This is a genomic window from Microbaculum marinum (genome assembly GCF_037855135.1).
Lineage (GTDB): Bacteria > Pseudomonadota > Alphaproteobacteria > Rhizobiales > Tepidamorphaceae > Microbaculum > Microbaculum marinum.
The window spans coordinates 295,707-312,452 of sequence record NZ_JAZHOF010000007.1 but is presented as its reverse complement, the minus strand read 5'-3'; the positions used below and the strand labels follow the sequence as shown (position 1 = coordinate 312,452).

General features: G+C 64.3%; 16 protein-coding genes. 3 read left to right on the top strand and 13 right to left on the bottom strand.

Annotation, left to right across the window (positions count from 1 at the left end; all coding sequences use genetic code 11):
- Positions 1-57: 57 nt before the first annotated feature.
- Genes V3328_RS18160 through V3328_RS18150 form a run of 3 tightly spaced genes read right to left on the bottom strand, consistent with a single transcriptional unit; the run spans position 58 to position 2,504 of the window.
- Positions 58-1,293, bottom strand: a complete 1,236-nt coding sequence (locus tag V3328_RS18160; RefSeq protein ID WP_340331111.1) for a GNAT family N-acetyltransferase — start codon at positions 1,291-1,293, stop codon at positions 58-60.
- Positions 1,290-2,033 (bottom strand): glycerophosphodiester phosphodiesterase, encoded by a 744-nt coding sequence (locus tag V3328_RS18155; RefSeq protein ID WP_340331110.1) that lies wholly within the window; start codon positions 2,031-2,033, stop codon positions 1,290-1,292. Before V3328_RS18155 ends, V3328_RS18160 begins: the two co-directional genes overlap by 4 nt.
- 6 nt (positions 2,034-2,039) lie before the next feature.
- The gene (locus tag V3328_RS18150; protein WP_340331109.1) at positions 2,040-2,504 is read right to left on the bottom strand and encodes a RidA family protein; all 465 of its coding nucleotides are present in this window, start codon (positions 2,502-2,504) and stop codon (positions 2,040-2,042) included.
- Between the two features lie 215 nt (positions 2,505-2,719).
- On the opposite strand from V3328_RS18150, the gene V3328_RS18145 reads away from it, so the two are divergent.
- Positions 2,720-3,466: a cell envelope integrity EipB family protein gene (locus V3328_RS18145; protein WP_340331108.1), complete on the top strand. Its 747-nt coding sequence runs from the start codon at positions 2,720-2,722 to the stop codon at positions 3,464-3,466.
- A gap of 13 nt (positions 3,467-3,479) precedes the next feature.
- On the opposite strand, the gene V3328_RS18140 is transcribed toward V3328_RS18145, so the two are convergent.
- From V3328_RS18140 to V3328_RS18130, 3 genes are all read right to left on the bottom strand, one after another.
- Positions 3,480-4,769, bottom strand: a complete 1,290-nt coding sequence (locus V3328_RS18140) for a DNA polymerase IV (protein ID WP_340331107.1) — start codon at positions 4,767-4,769, stop codon at positions 3,480-3,482.
- Between the two features lie 67 nt (positions 4,770-4,836).
- The gene (locus V3328_RS18135) at positions 4,837-5,766 is read right to left on the bottom strand and encodes an ROK family protein (protein ID WP_340331106.1); all 930 of its coding nucleotides are present in this window, start codon (positions 5,764-5,766) and stop codon (positions 4,837-4,839) included.
- A 36-nt stretch (positions 5,767-5,802) separates the two neighbouring features.
- Positions 5,803-6,084 (bottom strand): DUF3572 domain-containing protein, encoded by a 282-nt coding sequence (locus V3328_RS18130; RefSeq protein WP_340331105.1) that lies wholly within the window; start codon positions 6,082-6,084, stop codon positions 5,803-5,805.
- Between the two features lie 137 nt (positions 6,085-6,221).
- On the opposite strand from V3328_RS18130, the gene V3328_RS18125 reads away from it, so the two are divergent.
- Entirely contained in the window at positions 6,222-6,614 is a 393-nt protein-coding gene (locus V3328_RS18125; RefSeq protein WP_340331104.1) for a response regulator, read from the top strand.
- A gap of 407 nt (positions 6,615-7,021) precedes the next feature.
- Here the strand turns inward: V3328_RS18125 and V3328_RS18120 are convergent, their stop codons facing one another.
- The 7 genes from V3328_RS18120 to topA all read right to left on the bottom strand — a co-directional run bounded on the left by V3328_RS18120 (position 7,022) and on the right by topA (position 16,241).
- Entirely contained in the window at positions 7,022-8,509 is a 1,488-nt protein-coding gene (locus V3328_RS18120) for an aldehyde dehydrogenase (RefSeq protein WP_340331103.1), read from the bottom strand.
- Between the two features lie 100 nt (positions 8,510-8,609).
- A complete protein-coding gene (gene rpmG, locus V3328_RS18115; protein WP_340331102.1) occupies positions 8,610-8,777 on the bottom strand; it encodes a 50S ribosomal protein L33 in 168 nt (55 codons plus the stop codon).
- A gap of 95 nt (positions 8,778-8,872) precedes the next feature.
- Positions 8,873-10,081, bottom strand: coding sequence for an MFS transporter (locus V3328_RS18110; protein ID WP_340331101.1), 1,209 nt, complete (start codon positions 10,079-10,081; stop codon positions 8,873-8,875).
- A gap of 44 nt (positions 10,082-10,125) precedes the next feature.
- Positions 10,126-10,755 (bottom strand): NUDIX hydrolase, encoded by a 630-nt coding sequence (locus tag V3328_RS18105; RefSeq protein ID WP_340331100.1) that lies wholly within the window; start codon positions 10,753-10,755, stop codon positions 10,126-10,128.
- A gap of 104 nt (positions 10,756-10,859) precedes the next feature.
- Positions 10,860-11,297 carry a DUF983 domain-containing protein gene (locus V3328_RS18100; RefSeq protein WP_340331099.1) on the bottom strand — a complete coding sequence of 146 codons (438 nt, stop codon included), beginning with the start codon at positions 11,295-11,297 and terminating at the stop codon, positions 10,860-10,862.
- A gap of 46 nt (positions 11,298-11,343) precedes the next feature.
- Positions 11,344-13,671: a ribonuclease R gene (rnr, locus tag V3328_RS18095; RefSeq protein WP_340331098.1), complete on the bottom strand. Its 2,328-nt coding sequence runs from the start codon at positions 13,669-13,671 to the stop codon at positions 11,344-11,346.
- A complete protein-coding gene (topA, locus tag V3328_RS18090) occupies positions 13,671-16,241 on the bottom strand; it encodes a type I DNA topoisomerase (protein WP_340331097.1) in 2,571 nt (856 codons plus the stop codon). The genes rnr and topA overlap by 1 nt, the downstream gene beginning before the upstream one ends.
- 281 nt (positions 16,242-16,522) lie before the next feature.
- On the opposite strand from topA, the gene V3328_RS18085 reads away from it, so the two are divergent.
- Positions 16,523-16,738 (top strand): hypothetical protein, encoded by a 216-nt coding sequence (locus V3328_RS18085; RefSeq protein WP_340331096.1) that lies wholly within the window; start codon positions 16,523-16,525, stop codon positions 16,736-16,738.
- The last annotated feature ends 8 nt before the right edge of the window (positions 16,739-16,746 follow it).

Genomic DNA, 16,746 nt, shown 5'->3' with positions numbered 1-16,746 from the left:
TCCTTGGCTTGCAGGGTCTTCTGAGGCACGCGACCGTAGTCCCCGCGCGTCGGGCGCTCAACTGCCCTTTCGGAACGGTGCGTATTCCTTCAGCGCTTCCGATTCCGCTTCGACGTAGTGGCGCTCCCGATTGAGATAGTCGGAGACCGCATCGCGCAGACCCGGATCGGCTATGAAATGGGCGGAATGGGTGGTGACCGGAAGGTAGCCGCGGGACAGTTTGTGCTCGCCCTGTGCACCGGCTTCCACGAAGGCGAGCCGATTGACGATGGCGTGCTCGATCGCCTGATAGTAGCAGACCTCGAAATGCAGGAACGGGTGGTCCTCGAGACAGCCCCAGTTGCGGCCGAACAGCGTCGTTCTGCCTGCAAGATTCAGGGCGCCGGCAATCCAGCGCCCGCCGCGACGCGCCATCACGAGCACGATGTTATCGGCCATCGTCTCGCCGAGCAGCGAGAAGAAGGTCCGGTTCAGATACGGCCGCCCCCATTTGCGCGAGCCGGTATCCATGTAGAACGCGTAAAACGCATCCCAGTGGTCCTCGGTGATGTCGCTGCCCGTCAGCCGGACGATGTCGATTCCCGAAGCCACTGCTTCCCGCCTCTCGCGCCGGATCGCCTTTCGTTTGCGCGACGACAGCGCGGACAGGAAATCGTCGAAGCTGTCATAGCCTTCGTTGGCCCAGTGGAACTGGCGGTCCGTGCGGCGCAGCAGGCCCAGGCCGCCCAGCAGGTCGGCCTCGTCCTTTTTCAGGAACGTCCAGTGGACGGAGGAGGCATGGTGGCGACTGCAGAGCTCGATGGCCGCCGCGGTCAGCGCGTGGCGGTACCGGTCGCGCTGCGGCCCCGGCGCAACGAGCAGCCTCGGCCCGGTGACCGGGGTGAACGGCACCGAGACCTGGAGCTTGGGATAGTAGCGTCCGCCGGCCCGTTCGTAGGCATCGGCCCAGCCGTAATCGAACACGTACTCGCCTTGCGAATGGTTTTTCAGGTAGCACGGCATGGCGGCGACGAGACCACCGCTGTCGTTCTCGATCAGCAGGTGCTGGGGCAGCCAGCCGGTCTTCGCCGAGACGGTGCCGGAGTCCTCCAGCGCCTTCAGGAAGGCATGGGAAACGAAAGGATTGAAGGTCTCGACCCCCTGGGACATTCCCGCATCCGGCGATTGGTCGACGCCGATGCTGCAGGAATCCCAGTCGGCCGCGGCCACCTGTCGCAGGCCATCGACGACCCGCACGGCAATAGCGGCATCCTGCTCGATTTCGCAGGCCGGTCCGTTTTCCGTGCTTCTCACGCTCTAAAACCCTCGAAGATGATCTGGTCGGCCCAGCGCCGCCCGCGCTCGCGCTGAGCATCCGTGCGCACCGTCCAGGTCAGCAGCGGCGTGCCGAAGATCCAGCGCAACGCAAGCGGCGCGACCGCCGGCAGATCGTCGATGCAATAGGCGACGAAATGCGGTCTGGTCCGCCCCGCGTGAAGCAGATGTCTCTGGACGTACGTGTCCCAGGCGCTGGCTCCTTCCGGCTTCTCCTCCTTGAAAGATTCGGCAACGATCCCGCGAGGCAAGGCCGGCGCCTGAATTCGGAAGGAATCAACCGTCTTCGGATCGAAAGACATGACCGCCACGGGGCCGCCATAGCCCTCCAGGACCTCGGCAATTCGGCCGCAGAACGCGGACTGTCCCGACCCGTCGGTCTTGACCTCGATGATGAGCGGGACCTGACCGGCGACGACGTCCAGAAACTGGCGCAGGGTAGGGATCCTGTCATCTGTTCCCTTGAAGGGTACCGCGGCGAGTTCCGCAGCGGACATCGCCGAAAGGCGTCCGCTGCCGGTCGTCAGCCGGTCCAGCGAAGAATCGTGAAAGACCACGGGTTGGAGATCGGCGTCCGCCTGCACGTCGATCTCTATCGCATAGTTGCCCTCGATGGCCCTGCGCGCCGCCGACAGCGTATTCTCGATCACGCCGCTCGCAGCGTCGTGCAGGCCGCGATGAGCGACTGGTCGTCCGGTCAGCCAGTCGAGACCGGCCATGCGAGGTCAGTCTTCGATCTCGAAGACGCCCTCGACCTCGACTGCGACGCCGAACGGGAGCGAGGACGAACCGACCGCCGCGCGGGCGTGCCGGCCCTTGTCGCCGAGCGCCTCGACCATCAGGTCCGATGCTCCGTTGACGACCTTCGGCTGATCGCCGAAATCCGGGGTGCAATTGACGAAGCCATTCAGCTTGACGCAGCGGACCTTTTCGAGATCGCCGACGGCCACCTTCACCTGGGCCAGCAGATTGATCGCGCACAGCCGCGCGGCCGCCTGTCCCTGTTCCACGGAATAGTCAGCACCGAGCTTGCCCTGATGCTCGATGCCGCTGGAGCCCATCGGCACCTGTCCCGACACGAACAGGAGGTTGCCGGCGCGCACGAAGGGCACGTAGTTCGCGGCCGGCGCCGCTGGCGACGGCAGGGTGATGCCCATGTCGGCAAGGCGCGATTCGACGGTGTCGGACATGATGTGCTCCTGGCTGGCGAATTGATTTCTGTCCGTTGATCCCCGATTTGATCGCGACTGGCAAGCGCCCCATTTCGGTCCTTGTAAATCCTTACCGCTTTCGCGGAAAGTAAGGCGACATTTCGATGAAAGAGTCACATCAGATGATGCAGAAATTCGGTGCCTTCGTCCTCCTCGCGCCGGCTCTTCTCGTGGCCCGCCCTGTCGAAGCGGCGATGCCGTCGATCATTCCACACCGGGCGATTTACGATCTCGAACTGGACGTTACGCGCAGCAGTTCGGGACCCGGCGACATCAAGGGCCGCCTGGTCTTCGAAGCGACGGGGACCGAGTGCGAGGGCTTTACTGTGAATACCCGTTTCGTCACCCAGATCATTGGGGAGCGCGGGAGCCTGGTCAACGATCTCCAGTCGGCCACCTGGGAAGCCGGCGACGGTTCGAGCTACCGTTTCATCACCAAGAATTTCCTCAACCGGAAGCTTCAGGAGGAGACGGACGGCATTGCCTCGCGAGACGGTGACGATATCAGCGTCGATCTAAAGCGGCCTGAGGAGGAGGAGTTCGAGCTCTCCCCGAAAACCCTGTTTCCCAGCCAGCACGTGCGCAGGATCCTGCAAGCGGCCGAGGCGGGTGAGAGGATCGTCGCCGCCGACGTCTATGACGGCTCGGATACCGGGCGGAAGGCCTTTGCCACGACAACGGTGATCGGCGAGCGCCAATCCTCCAGCGACCACACCGAAGAGGTCGGCGATGATGTCCTCGGCGGCTTGGCCAGCTGGCCGGTCACGATCGGCTATTTCGATCCGGACAGCGACCAACCCGAGATCCCGACCTACGAGTTCAGCTATGATCTGTTCGAGAACGGGGTCAGCCGTTCCATCGTCCTCGACTACGGCGACTTCGTTCTGACGGGCGAGCTGTCCGGGCTGGAGATGCTCGCCAGCACGCCCTGTGAGCAGTAAGGCGCGCCGACCCTCAGTCTGCTTGCCGTTTCAGGGGCCGGCTCGTGAAGCCGATGCCCCGCTGGACTGCGGCGTCGCCGAACCGGTCGCGAACCGCATCCACCGCGCGTTCGGCGGCTGCACGGCGGGCCGGGCCGGGATCGATGAGATCGGTCAGGTCGGCCGGCGCCTCCGGGCCGAACTCCGAAACGCCGATGCCGATCAGCCGGAACCGGGTGCCGTCGGCCGCGTCCAGCAGCATGCGCCGGCCGGCGTCGAAAATGCGGTCGGCCAATTGGGTCGGCGCGCTCACCGTTTGTGACCGGGTCAGAATACGGAAGCCGGCGGTCTTGAGCTTCAGCGTAATCGTCCGTCCGGAGAGGTCGGCCTTCTTCAGGCGCCGAGACACCTTTTCGCTCAGGCCCCAGAGGATGCGGTTCAACTCCTCCGGATCGGAAATGTCGTCGTTGAAGGTGGTTTCGGAGCTGACGCTCTTGGCCGCCCGGTTCGGCGAAACCAGCCGGTCGTCGAGACCGCGCGACAGGCGTGACAGCCGGATCCCCTGCGAGCCATAGGCGCGGGCGAGATCTGCCTCGCTCCGCGACTGCAGATCGCCGATCAAGCGGATCCCGTCGCTCGCAAGCCGGTTCTGCATCGCCGTGCCGACGCCGAATATCGTCCCGACCGGCTTCGCCTTGAGGAACGCCATCGTCTCCGCGCGGCCAATGACGGAGAAGCCGCGCGGCTTCTTCAGGTCCGAGGCAATCTTGGCGAGGAACTTGTTGTGGCTGAGACCGATGGAAACCGAGATCCCGATCTCGGCCTCGACGCGCCGCGCGAACCGCACGAGCGTTCCCGCCGGTGCCATCTTGTGGACACCCTCCGTGCCGGTCAGATCGAGAAACGCCTCGTCTATCGACATCGGCTCGACGAGCGGGGTCAACTCCTGCATCAGCCCACGCACCTCACGCCCCACCGCGACGTATTTCTGCATGTTCGGCCTGATGACGACGGCATCGGGGCAGGCCTTCAGCGCCTTGAACATCGGCATGGCCGAACGCACCCCGTTGATGCGGGCGATGTAGCAGGCCGTCGACACGACGCCGCGCCGGCCGCCGCCTATGATCACCGGCCTGTCGGCAAGCGACGGGTCGTCTCGCTTCTCGATTGCCGCGTAGAAGGCGTCGCAGTCGATGTGGGCGATCGAGAGACTCAGCAGTTCGGGATGCCGGATCAGTCGCGGGCCGCCACAGCTCGGGCATCGCAAACCTGCTTCGAGCGGCTGCGCTGAGCAGTCCAGACAGATGGCGGGCACAGCCGGCATTCCGTCTCTCGGCCGGTGGAACGGAAGGTGATCATAGAGCCGTACGCCCCGATCTGCGCAAGCGTTTTCAGGGGTGTTCGCCGATGCTCCACAACCTGGCCGCGCCGCGCACGCCGCTGGCGTCGCCGAAGCGGGGCGGGCGGATATCCGCCCTGACGGGGGCATCTGCGAAGATGAAGGGCATCATCGCGTCCGGCAGCCCCGTGTAGAGATGGCTGAGCTGCGAAAGACCGCCGCCCAGGACGATCACCTCCGGGTCGATCATGTTGACGATCATGGCGAGTGCGCGCGCGAGGCGGGACTGGTGGCGGTCCAGCGTTGCCTGGCAGCCAGGATCGTCGGCTGCTCGCGCGGCAATATCGCGCGCGCTCAAGACCTCGCCGGTCGCTGCCTCATGGTCGCGCTCCAGGCCGGTGCCGGAGATCCACGGCTCCAGGCAACCCGGCCGCCCGCACCAGCACATCGGGCCGGGGTGCTCGTCCGGCTGCGCCCACGGAAGCGGGACGTGGCCCCATTCGCCCCCGGTGCCGTTCGGCCCGTCGACGATCTGCCCGTTGACGACGATGCCGCCCCCGCAACCTGTGCCCATGATCACGCCGAACACGCTTCTGGCGCCTGCGGCCGCACCGTCGGTCGCTTCCGAAAGGACGAAGCAGTTGGCGTCATTGCAGAAGCGCGCCGGCCGTCCGAGAGCTGCCTGGGTGTCTTCGGCGAAAGGCTTGCCGTTCAGCCAGACGGAGTTCGAATTCTGCACGTAGCCGGTAACCGGCGAGACCGAACCCGGCATACCGATCCCGATGGATCCGCGCGCGCCGGCCAGCGACTCGAGTTCACCGATGGTGTCCACGATCGCAGCGATCGTCGCGTCGTAGTCGTTGCGCGGGGAATCGCGCCGGGTCTCGGCGAGGATGCGATCGGAACGATCGAACGCAATCCCGGCGATCTTCGTGCCGCCAAGATCAATTCCAAGCCGCAAGGGCGTTTCGGTATCGGTCATGCCTCGATGTCGCGCGAGGGGAGTGGGGCATATGTTCTATCCCTCCGCATCGTCCATGAGAACCCGCCGCGCCGCCGCCACTGCGGTCGGGTTCAGTCCGGCGTCTTCGGAGAACATCAGCAGCAGCGGCTCATCGGACATCAGGTGGTCCAGGACCGCGCCGAGAAAGCCGGGTTCGCCTGCGGCCTGCCGCAACTGCTCCGGCCCGATTCCGGCATTGGCCAGAAATCGTGCGATCCGCTCCGGCTCCCGTGCAAGGAACGACAGGGCCTGGAGCGCCAGGGCCTCGGCTGCATCACGGTGGGAGAGAGACGTCATGTGACTTTGACCGGTTTGCTTTTGCGTAAGGATTCACTTCTAAGGTTACCGTGGTTCGCGGCAACTTCGAAACCGGCGTTCAACAGACCGGGATGCGGGCCGAGAATTCTCCCGAGGCGTCCGGGGACACGATGGCTATGGCGAAGAAGATACTGATCGTCGAAGACAACGAGCTCAACATGAAGCTCTTCAACGATCTGCTCGTCGCCAACGGCTACGAGACGGTGCAGACGCGGCAGGGCACCGAGGCGATGAAACTCGCGCGCGAACACCGCCCCGATCTCATCCTGATGGACATCCAGTTGCCCGAGGTGTCCGGCCTCGACGTCACCCGCTGGATCAAGGAAGACGACGAACTGCAGTCGATTCCGGTCATCGCGGTCACCGCCTTCGCCATGAAGGGCGACGAGGAACGCATCCGGAAGGGCGGCTGCGAAGCCTATATCTCCAAACCGATCTCCGTGGCCAAGTTCGTCGAAACCGTGAAGCACTACCTGGGCGACGGCGAGGCGGACGATCAGGCGAAATAATTGCAGTCCCTCGATACGAGCGCCGTGCGCGGACCGATTGTCTCCGCATAAGGCGGCTTAATAGATATCGGCGAATTCGACGCGGATTCAGCGATCGGCGCCGAGACATCTTTACCTTAATGGCCTATTGCCGTTCCCTTTCGTAAAATTAAATTGATTCTTTCGCCTGCGGGGCTAACCTCTGGGCCGATTAATTCCTGTCCCGTTGGGGCCCGAGGCAGGGCGACTCCATGGACAGCGACCGAATACCCTACGGAATGCTCAGGTCCGCCGCATCTCCTGGGTCCGTGGGGTTAGGCCGGTCGGAGTGCGGTTAGAGTGGCCTCCTCGTATGACCCGCCTCCGACCGGCCACCGATTGCCGAGATGCGCGCGGCTTCCAGCGATACTCAACTCCCGGGACCGCGCTCAGCTCAGCGCGATCCAGGTCGTCTTCAGTTGAGAGTACTTGTCGTAGGCGTGCAGCGACTTGTCGCGGCCGATGCCGGACTGCTTGTATCCGCCGAAGGGCGTCGTGATGTCGCCCCCGTCAACGTCGTTGATCGCCACGAGGCCGCACTTGATCGAACGCGCAAGCCGGTGCGCCCTGTTGATGTCGCGCGTCCATACCGCGGCGGCGAGCCCGTACATCGAATCGTTGGCGATCCGCAGCGCCTCGTCCTCGTCCTTGAACGTGATGGTGGACAGGACCGGCCCAAAGATCTCTTCCTGGGCGATGCGCATCTTGTTGTCGACACGGTCGAAGATGGTCGGCTCGACGTAGACGCCGCCGGTCTCCTCGAGTGCACGGCTGCCGCCGAATGCGAGTTCGGCACCTTCCCCGCGGCCGGTCTCGATGTAGCCAAGCACGCGATCGAGTTGGGTCCGGTCGACCACGGGTCCCATGGCGGTCTTCTCGTCCAGCGGATTGCCGGGCTGCCATTGTGTTCCCAGGGCCTTGATCTTCTCCATCAGGGCGTCGTGCACGCCTTCCTGCACGATCAGACGCGTCGCCGCCGTGCAGGTCTGGCCGGCGTTGTAGAAGACGCCGACGGCGGTCTGCTTGGCGATCTCGTCCAGATCGATCGCATCCGCGAACACCACGTTCGGCTTCTTTCCGCCGCACTCGAGGCTGACGTGCTTCATGTTTGACTCGCCGGAGTACCTCAGGAAGTACTTGCCGACCTCCGTCGATCCGGTGAAGGCGATCATGTCGACGTCCATGTGCCGGCCGAGCGCCTGGCCGGCCGTCTCCCCGAAGCCCGGCAAGACCTGAACGACGCCTTCGGGGAAGCCTGCCTCCAGCGCCAGCTCGCCTATCCGGATTGCGGTCAATGGCGACTGCTCGGCCGGTTTGAGTATGACGCTGTTCCCCGCCGCCAGCGCCGGTCCGAGTTTCCACGAGGCCATCAGCAGCGGATAGTTCCAGGGAACGACGAGGCCGACGACGCCCAGCGGCTCGCGGGTGATCATGCCAACGGCTTTGGGACCCGTCGGCGCCAGTTCGTCGTAGACCTTGTCGATTGCCTCGGCGTACCACTCGATGCAGCTGATGGAGCCCGGTATGTCGACGGATCGGGAATTCGAGATCGGCTTGCCGACATCCAGCGTCTCTAGCATCGCCAGCTCTTCGGCATGGTCCTGGAGGAGCTTGACGAAGGCCTTCATCACCGCCTTGCGCTTGCGCGGGGTCGCCATCGACCATTCGCCGCTGTCGAAGACGCGTCGGGCCGCCTTCACGGCGCGGTCAACGTCCTCCACGTCGCAGGCTGCGACCTGCGCGAGCACGGTACCGTCGATCGGGCTGACGCAGTCGAAGGTCTTGCCGGACGCGGCATCCCTCAGCCCTCCGCCGATGATCGCCTGGTTGGGGATCCGGACGGACCTGAGCGTGTCGGTCACTATCGGGGCATTCATGGCGCGCTCCTCATCGTGATTGTCATTGTTGAGGCGATCATACCAAAAAAGGCACCGTCCTGGACGGTGCCTTTGCAAGTCGCAGCAATCCGATTTGCGGCTATTTGATCTTGGCTTCCTTGAACTCGACGTGCTTGCGCACGACCGGATCGTACTTCTTCACGGACATCTTTTCCGTCATCGTCCGGGTATTCTTCTTGGTCACGTAGAAGTAGCCCGTGTCGGCGGTGCTCACGAGCCGGATCTTGACCGTTGTCGGCTTGGCCATCTGCATTGTCCTCGTTGTGGAACCCGTCGTCCACCGCAATGGTGCGGGAGCGGGAATGTATTTCGTGCGGCAACCTACGCCCCGGCGGTCAAAAGTCAAGATTGCGGCGGCGAAATCAGCGGTTCGCCCTTCGTCATCCATCGGATGAAGGCCATCGCCGAATAGAGGCCGAAGAACAGAGCTATGGCCATCGGCATGCCGAAGCCCGGCCAGGCGTCCATCGCAACCCCGGCGATCGGCGGACCGATGATCATTCCCAGTGCGTAGAGCATGACGAAGAGGCCGTTGGCGGCCGCCAGGTCGGCACCTGTAAACCGGGCCCCGAGCTGCGTCAGGCCAATGGTGTAGAGGCCGGCCGATATGCCGCCCCACACGAAGATGATGGAAAAGATCAGCCAGGGCGTGTCGATCGTGAACGGCAGCAGCGCGGCCCCGACGAAACCAAGGGCTGCGCAGACGGCCATGGCCAGTGTCCGGTTCGTCCGGTCGGCAATCAGCCCGAGAGGTATCTGGGAAACGACGTTGCCGAGTCCGGCCATGGTAATCAGGAGTGCCGCCTGCGTCTCGCCCATGCCACCGCGGATCCCCCACAACGCCATGAAGGCGAACATGGTTGACTCGCCGGACCCGTAGACGAAGGCCGCAAGTGTCGCGGCCGGCGCCATGAAAAGAAGCGCAACGAGCCTGTGTCTGGCGCGTCCTTCCACTTTCGGTACGAAGCCGCCGGCCATGGTGACCGGAACGGCGGCAGCCAGAAGGGCACCGATTGCGATGATGAAGGGGATCGGGCTGTCGCTCCCGAACACCGCGAGGACGGCAGGTCCCAGTGCAAACCCGATCGACAGGACCGACGCATAGATGCCCATGATGAATCCCCGCCTGTGATCGGGGGCGGTGGCGTTGATCCAGAATTCACTGGTCACGAACAGTACGGTGATCGCTGCGGTAAGAATGAAGCGGAGCGGAAACCAGAGCCAGAACGGCGCCGGCGACAACAGCAGGAGCGAGACGCAGCCTGCGAGGATCGACAGATAGATGAGCCGCGTGGTTCCGAACTGTCGGACCAGTGCGGTCGTCATCGGGGAAATGACAAGTGCGGCGAAGCCAGCGAATGCCGTGTTGATCCCGATCCATGTGTCGGAGATGCCCCGCGCCTCCAGCATCAGCGAGAGAAGCGGCAACGTAAGGCTCAGCGAAAAGCCGACGACGGAAATGCAGGCGATCGCCGCAATGATCGAGCGCAGGCGCCCGGCGGCGGCCGACGCCGATTGCGTCTCCGATCTGTCGACCGAATGCTGAACCACGATACGACATCATCCTTGGCGGGAAGGCCGTCGGTCCGATCTTGTCAGAGGAGATCGCGGCGGAATCGGCTTCCGACCGCGTAATAGTAGGGGACCGGCAGGTCGGCGGCGAGTCCCCCAGCCGTATCGAGGTGCGCCTGCAACTCTTCCATCGCGACCTTCGTGATGTTGGGAAGCCTGAGCGACTTCACGTCCGAGAGCGGCACCCAGACGAGGTCGCCGAGTTCGTCGCTGGGGCGCTGATCCCTGGGAAGGTCGAGTGCGATCGCGGAGGCGTCGATGGCGAAGAACCGATTGTCGAACCGCCTGGGCCGGCGCGGTGGCGTGATCGCCCGCATGAAGTAGACGAGCGACGAAGGATCCGGCAGCAGTCCGTGTGCGATGAAGCCCTGCCAGTCCTCCGGGGCGCTTTCAGGGGCGGGCGCCGGTCTGCCGATCAGCAGGCCCGCCTCCTCGAATGCCTCCCGGATGCCGGCAAGCGCGATCGCTCGCGCCCGCCTGTTGCTTGGCCTGCCGCGCATCTTCGCCTTCAGGCGGGCGATCGCGTCCTCGCTGGGCTCCGCCGCTGCCGGTGCGCTGGCATCGTCCGGATCGACCCGGCCGCCGGGAAAGACAAAGGCTCCGGGATAAAAGACGTGCGCATTGCTGCGTTGCCCCATCAGCACGTGAGGCACGCCCTTCCTTCGGTCCAGAATTACTATGGAAGCTGAATCGGCCGGTTTGAGATTGGGATACCGGAGGCGTTTCTCCGCCTCACCGACGAGCGGTATCTCTTTCGTCATGTCTCGAGTTTGGCCGGGGCATAGCGTTCGGGATCGAGGCCGTCCCAATCCTCTCGGCCGTCCGAGCGGGGGTCGAAGCCGTGCATGTAATTGGCCCATTGCAGACCAACCAGCGCACCTTTCACGCTCGGCAACAGGATCATGCACATCGCCACGATGATCGCCGTCCAACCGACCGCCTGCAGCCAAAGCGCGGGCGCGAACATGCGCTCGATGACAAGCACCACCGGCACCACGATGTGGCCGACAATGACGATGGTGAAATAGGGAGGCGCGTCGTCGGCTCGATGATGGTGCATCTCCTGTCCGCAGGACGGGCAGGAATCGACGACCTTGAGATAGCCCCGATAGAGCTTGCCCTGTCCGCAGGACGGGCAGCGCAGCGTCAGTCCTCGCAGCATCGCTTCGCTGACGTTGCGAGGTTCAAGCGCCATCTGGCCCTCGTGCCATCGCATGGATTGGGAATCGGTCATCGTGGTCCTATCGACGTTTCTTGGTGCCGCGGCCCTTGCTGCCTTTGCCCGGGGGCGCACGACCGGAATCCCTGCCACGCGCACCGCCGCGCCGTGCAGTGCGGCGGCTGCCGGCCTTCGCACTTACATAGCGACCCTCACTGACGATCTCAAACCTCAGGGCGCCGGCAAGCGGTACGGCCTCGACGAGTTTCACCTCGACCTGATCGCCGAGCGTGAAGGACTCACCGGTCTTGTCGCCCACCATTCGCTGACCGCCCTCGTCGTAACGGTAATAGTCCGCGCCGATCGTGCCCGCCGGAATGAAGCCGTCCGCGCCGGTTTCCTCAAGCCTGACAAAGAGGCCGGAGCGGGTGACGCCGGTGATGCGTCCTTCGAACACCGCTCCGATACGGTCGGCGAGGAAATTCGCCGTCAGACGGTCCACGGTTTCCCGCTCGGCTGCCATGGCGCGGCGTTCGGTCGCGGAGATATGCGCGGCGATTTCGTCGAGTTCGCCGATTTCGGCGTCGGTCAGCCCGTCCTTGCCCAGATCGAATGCACGGACGAGGGCCCTGTGGACGATCAGGTCCGAATAGCGGCGGATCGGCGAGGTGAAATGCGCGTAGCGGCGCAGGTTGAGGCCAAAATGGCCGTAGTTCTCCGCCGAGTACTCCGCCTGTGCCTGGCTGCGCAGCACCACTTCGTTGACCAGCCGCTCGTGCTCGCTGCCGGAGACGCGCTCGAGAATGCCGTTGAAATGGTGGGGCAGGAGAACACCGGCCTTCGGCAGCTTCAGATCGATGGACGTGAGGAAGTCGGCCAGCGCAGCGAGCTTTTCCGGAGAGGGTGAGTCATGCACGCGGTAGAGCAGGGGAGTGTGACGATTTTCCAGTGCCTCGGCAGCAGCGACGTTCGCCAGTATCATGAACGCCTCGATGAGGCGGTGGCTATCGAGCCTCTCGGGAACGTAAACCCGTTCCACCCGGCCGTTCTTGTCGAGAACCAGCTTGCGCTCCGGGATGTCGAGTTCGAGAGGTTCGCGCGCGTCCCGCGCCCTGGCGACGGCAGCGTATGCGTCCCACAGCGGCTCGAGAACTGTCTCCGCCAGCGGCCCGGACATGTCGTCCGGCCGCCCGTCTATGGCCGCCTGCGCCTGGGCATAGCTGAGATTCGCCGCGACCTTGATCATCGCCCGGGCGAACCGGTGCCGGCGCATCCGCCCGTCCGGGCCAACGATGATCTCCGCCACGATGGCAGGCCGGTCCTGTCCCGCCTTCAGGGAACAGAGGTCCGCCGAAAGCCGCTCGGGCAGCATCGGCACGACCCGGTCGGGAAAGTAGGCGGAGTTGCCGCGTTCGCGCGCCGATCGGTCGAGCGGGCTTCCCGGGCGGACATACCAGGCGACATCGGCGATCGCGACGGTGATGACGAAACCGCCGGGATTGTCCTGATCTGTGTCGGGAGCGGCATGCACCGCATCGTCGTGGTCCTTCGCGTCCGGCGGATCTATGGTGATCAGCGGCAGCTTGCGCAGGTCCTCGCGGCCTTTCAGCGGAGCGGGCTTGGCGGCATTCGCCTCCTCAATGGCCGCTTCGGGAAATTCATGCGGGATGCCATGCGTGAGGATCGCGATCAGGCTGACGGCCTTCTCGCCTCTCATGTCGCCGACGATGTCGCGGATGATCGCGTGGGACGGGCCGGAGCGTGTCCCCCGCTTCACTTCCACCGCGACCAGGTCGCCGCGTTTCGCGTCTCCCGCATCGCCTGGAGCCACAACCAGGTCCCGGCGATCCTTCTTGTCGACGGAATGGATTACGCCGCCGCCGCCGGACTGCGGTTCGAACACGCCTATGACCGTTCGCGGCTTGCGGTCCAGCACGCGAACGACACGACCTTCGTGAAGGAACCCGCCGTCTTCCCCCTCGATCTGCCTGATGCGCACCATTACCCGGTCGCCGATGCCGGGGGCGGGAACGCGCGACTTTCTGTTTCTTTCGGCAACGATCGAGATGATCGGGGCAGCGCCGTGCGCTTCATCGTCCCAATCGGTGGGACTTGCGATCAATTCACCGTCGCGGTCGCGGCCGGTGATTTCCAGTTCCTCGACCGGGGCGAGGTGTCCCGCACGCTTGATCCCCTTCCGCCGCCCCTCGATCAGGCCTTCATCAGCCATTTCGCGGAGCAGCCGTTTCAGGGCGATCTTGTCATTGGACTTGATGCCGAAGGCCTGAGCGATCTCGCGTTTGCCCGCCTTGCCGGGATGCTCCCGCAGGAATTCGAGTATCGCCTCACGGCTGGGCAGCGTAGCCTTGTCCCTGGTCCGTCCACCTGCGGGCCGGCGACCGGCTGCCATCAGTTTTTCCCGGCCGACTTGGAAGCACGCTTGGAGGTTTTCTTGCCGCCGCCCTTGGCCGCCTTGGCGGCAAGCAGTTCGGCGGCCGTATCCATTGTGACCGATTCCGGGTCGGTCCCCTTGGGCAAGGTCGCATTGATCTTGCCGTTGGTGACATAGGGACCGTAGCGGCCCGCCTTGACCTCGATCGGGCCGCCGAAATCCGCGTGGTCGCCGAGCGCCTTGATGGTTGCCGCGGCGCCCCGCCTGCCGCCACGCTGCTGCTTCTCCGCGATTGCCGCGACCGCACGGTTCAAGCCGACGGTGAAGACCTCCTCCACCGAATCCAGATTGGCAAAGGTGCCGTCATGCAGAACGAACGGGCCATAGCGCCCGATGCCTGCCGTGATAGGCTTGCCGGACTCCGGATGGATGCCGACCTGGCGCGGCAGCGACAGGTAGGCCAGGACCTGTTCGAACTCAATCGAGGCGGGATCGACGCCCTTCGGCAGGGAGGCGCGCTTCGGCTTTTCGCCGTTCTCGGCTTCGCCAAGCTGGGCGTAGGGGCCGAACCGGCCCGTGCGGACCGTCACTTCCAGTCCGCTTTCCGGGTCGGTGCCCAGAACCCGCACGCCGTTCTCCAGGACGGCGGTCTCGTCGCCGTCGCCCAAGGCCGTCAGATCGCGGGTATAGCGGCAGTCGGGATAGTTCGAGCAGCCGATGAACGGCCCGTTCTTGCCGCGCTTGATCGACAGCCGTCCGGTCTCGCAGGACGGGCACGTTCGCGGATCGGTTCCGTCGGTCTTCGGCGGGAACAGGTAGGGACCGAGGATTTCGTTGAGCGCCTCGAAGACCTCGGAGGTCTTGAGGTCGCTCGTTGCCTCGATCTCGGCGGTGAAGTCGCGCCAGAACTCGCGCAGCACGTCCTGCCAGCCGATCTCGCCGTTCGAGATGCGGTCGAGCTTCTCTTCCAGATCGGCGGTGAAGTCGTACTCGACGTAGCGTTTGAAGAAGCCTTCGAGAAATGCAGTAACCACCCGCCCCTTCGCCTCCGGGAGGAGGCGGCGTTTGTCCAGGCGGACATACTCGCGATCCTGCAGTACCTTCAGCGTCGCCGCGTAGGTCGACGGCCGGCCGATGCCGAGTTCCTCCAGCCGCTTGATCAGCGTCGCCTCGGTGTAGCGCGGCGGCGGTTCGGTAAAATGCTGCGTCGCCGTGATCTTTTCCAAATCGAGGCTTTCGCCTTCCCTGACCGGGGGCAGGCGGCGGTCGTCCTCGTTTTCCGCATCGTCGTCGCTGCCCTCCTGATAGAGGGTGAGGAACCCGTCGAATCGCTGCACGGTTCCTACAGCACGAAGACCGTAGACCTTGCCGTCGGAACCGGCCGCCTCGATGTCGACGGTGGTGCGCTCCAGTTCGGCCGATTCCATCTGGCTGGCCAGCGTGCGCTTCCAGATGAGTTCGTAGAGGCGCGCCTGATCCTCGTCGAGACTGCGGGCGACGTCGGAGGGCCGACGTCCCAGGTCGGTCGGCCGGATCGCCTCGTGCGCTTCCTGGGCGTTCTTCGCCTTCGTGCGATAGACGCGCGGTGAGGACGGCAGGTAGCGCTCGCCGTAGTCGGACCGGATCACGTTGCGCGCGGCGTTGATCGCCTCGGGAACGATCTCCACGCCGTCGGTACGCATGTAGGTGATGAGGCCGACCGCCTCGCCGTTGACGGTGACGCCTTCGTAGAGCCGCTGCGCGGTGCGCATCGTCCGGTCGGCGGAGAAGCCGAGCTTGCGTGAGGCTTCCTGCTGAAGCGTAGACGTCATGAACGGCGGCTGCGGATGGCGCTTGACCGGCTTCTTCTCGACCGAATTCACCCGATAGGTCGCGCCTTCGAGCGCCTTCCTGAGCGTATCCGCCCAGTCCCCGGAGTTGACCGTCAGGCGGTCGATCTTCTTGCCGTCGGCGGCCGTCAGACGCGCCTCGAAGCCGTTCCCCTCGGACAGAAGGCCGGCCACGATCGACCAGTACTCCTGAGGGACGAAGCTTTCGATCTCCGCTTCGCGGTCGCAGACGATCCTGAGCGCCACCGATTGCACGCGGCCGGCGGAACGGGCGCCGGGAATCTTGCGCCAGAGGACCGGCGACAGCGTAAAGCCGACGAGGTAGTCGAGCGCCCGGCGGGCGAGGTAGGCCTCGACCAGCGGCCCGTCGATCTCTCGGGGGTGGGCGATGGCGTCGAGAACGGCCTGCTTCGTGACCGCATTGAACACCACGCGCTCGACCGGCTTGTCCTTGAGCACGCCCTTGCGGCGAAGCACCTCCAGCACGTGCCAGGATATGGCCTCGCCCTCGCGGTCGGGGTCCGTCGCCAGGATGACGCGATCGGCCGCCCTGACGGCCTTGGTGATCTCCGAGACCTGCTTGCTCTTTTTCGGATCGACCTCCCAGGTCATCTCGAAATCCTGGTCCGGCTGGACGGACCCATCCTTCGACGGCAGGTCGCGGATATGGCCGAACGACGCCAGCACGTTGTAGTCGCTGCCGAGGTATTTATTGATCGTTTTGGCTTTCGCCGGTGACTCGACGATTACAACATTCATGGTGATGCCGGTGACTTTCGGTAAATCGAAGCGGCGCTTCGCCGCGAGATATCGGCCGCGAAAATGGGGAATGCTTCATCCCAAGTCAAACTCCGCCTTCTCCCCGGCCAGCATGGCCGTGCCCCGCGCAGTACGGACATACACTTAAAAAGTGTATTTATTTAAATGCACAACTTAAGGTAAATACATTGGCGGGATGCACGATCGCCACAGCCGCGAATGCTGCCTTGGCTATCTGAGCGTCACATCTCGAGGCAACGCTTGAGGCTAAGGGGCATTATGTGGCACGACTACGGAAAAATCAGAACACATCCAAACAAAACAAGCACTTAGACGGGATTCCCGCATCGGATGCGGTAGAATATCTGTCCGGTGTCCTGCCGGAGATGATCCAGCTCGCAGAGAGGGCCGGCCTGGATCTGGTAGCGTATCTGCTGAAGATGGCGGATGACGCGGCCAGGGAAGAAGCCGCAACCGCGAAGCGCACCGGTCGCTAGTCCTATCT

What these genes read in the sequence shown, in the direction of transcription:
- topA (WP_340331097.1), bottom strand. Translation starts at nt 16,241, where the DNA reads ATGAATGTTGTAATCGTCGAGTCACCGGCGAAAGCCAAAACGATCAAT.
- rpmG (WP_340331102.1), bottom strand. Translation starts at nt 8,777, where the DNA reads ATGGCCAAGCCGACAACGGTCAAGATCCGGCTCGTGAGCACCGCCGAC.
- rnr (WP_340331098.1), bottom strand. Translation starts at nt 13,671, where the DNA reads ATGGCAGCCGGTCGCCGGCCCGCAGGTGGACGGACCAGGGACAAGGCT.
- V3328_RS18150 (WP_340331109.1), bottom strand. Translation starts at nt 2,504, where the DNA reads ATGTCCGACACCGTCGAATCGCGCCTTGCCGACATGGGCATCACCCTG.
- V3328_RS18125 (WP_340331104.1), top strand. Translation starts at nt 6,222, where the DNA reads ATGGCGAAGAAGATACTGATCGTCGAAGACAACGAGCTCAACATGAAG.
- V3328_RS18145 (WP_340331108.1), top strand. Translation starts at nt 2,720, where the DNA reads ATGCCGTCGATCATTCCACACCGGGCGATTTACGATCTCGAACTGGAC.
- V3328_RS18130 (WP_340331105.1), bottom strand. Translation starts at nt 6,084, where the DNA reads ATGACGTCTCTCTCCCACCGTGATGCAGCCGAGGCCCTGGCGCTCCAG.
- V3328_RS18155 (WP_340331110.1), bottom strand. Translation starts at nt 2,033, where the DNA reads ATGGCCGGTCTCGACTGGCTGACCGGACGACCAGTCGCTCATCGCGGC.
- V3328_RS18120 (WP_340331103.1), bottom strand. Translation starts at nt 8,509, where the DNA reads ATGAATGCCCCGATAGTGACCGACACGCTCAGGTCCGTCCGGATCCCC.
- V3328_RS18100 (WP_340331099.1), bottom strand. Translation starts at nt 11,297, where the DNA reads ATGGCGCTTGAACCTCGCAACGTCAGCGAAGCGATGCTGCGAGGACTG.
- V3328_RS18140 (WP_340331107.1), bottom strand. Translation starts at nt 4,769, where the DNA reads ATGCCGGCTGTGCCCGCCATCTGTCTGGACTGCTCAGCGCAGCCGCTC.
- V3328_RS18135 (WP_340331106.1), bottom strand. Translation starts at nt 5,766, where the DNA reads ATGACCGATACCGAAACGCCCTTGCGGCTTGGAATTGATCTTGGCGGC.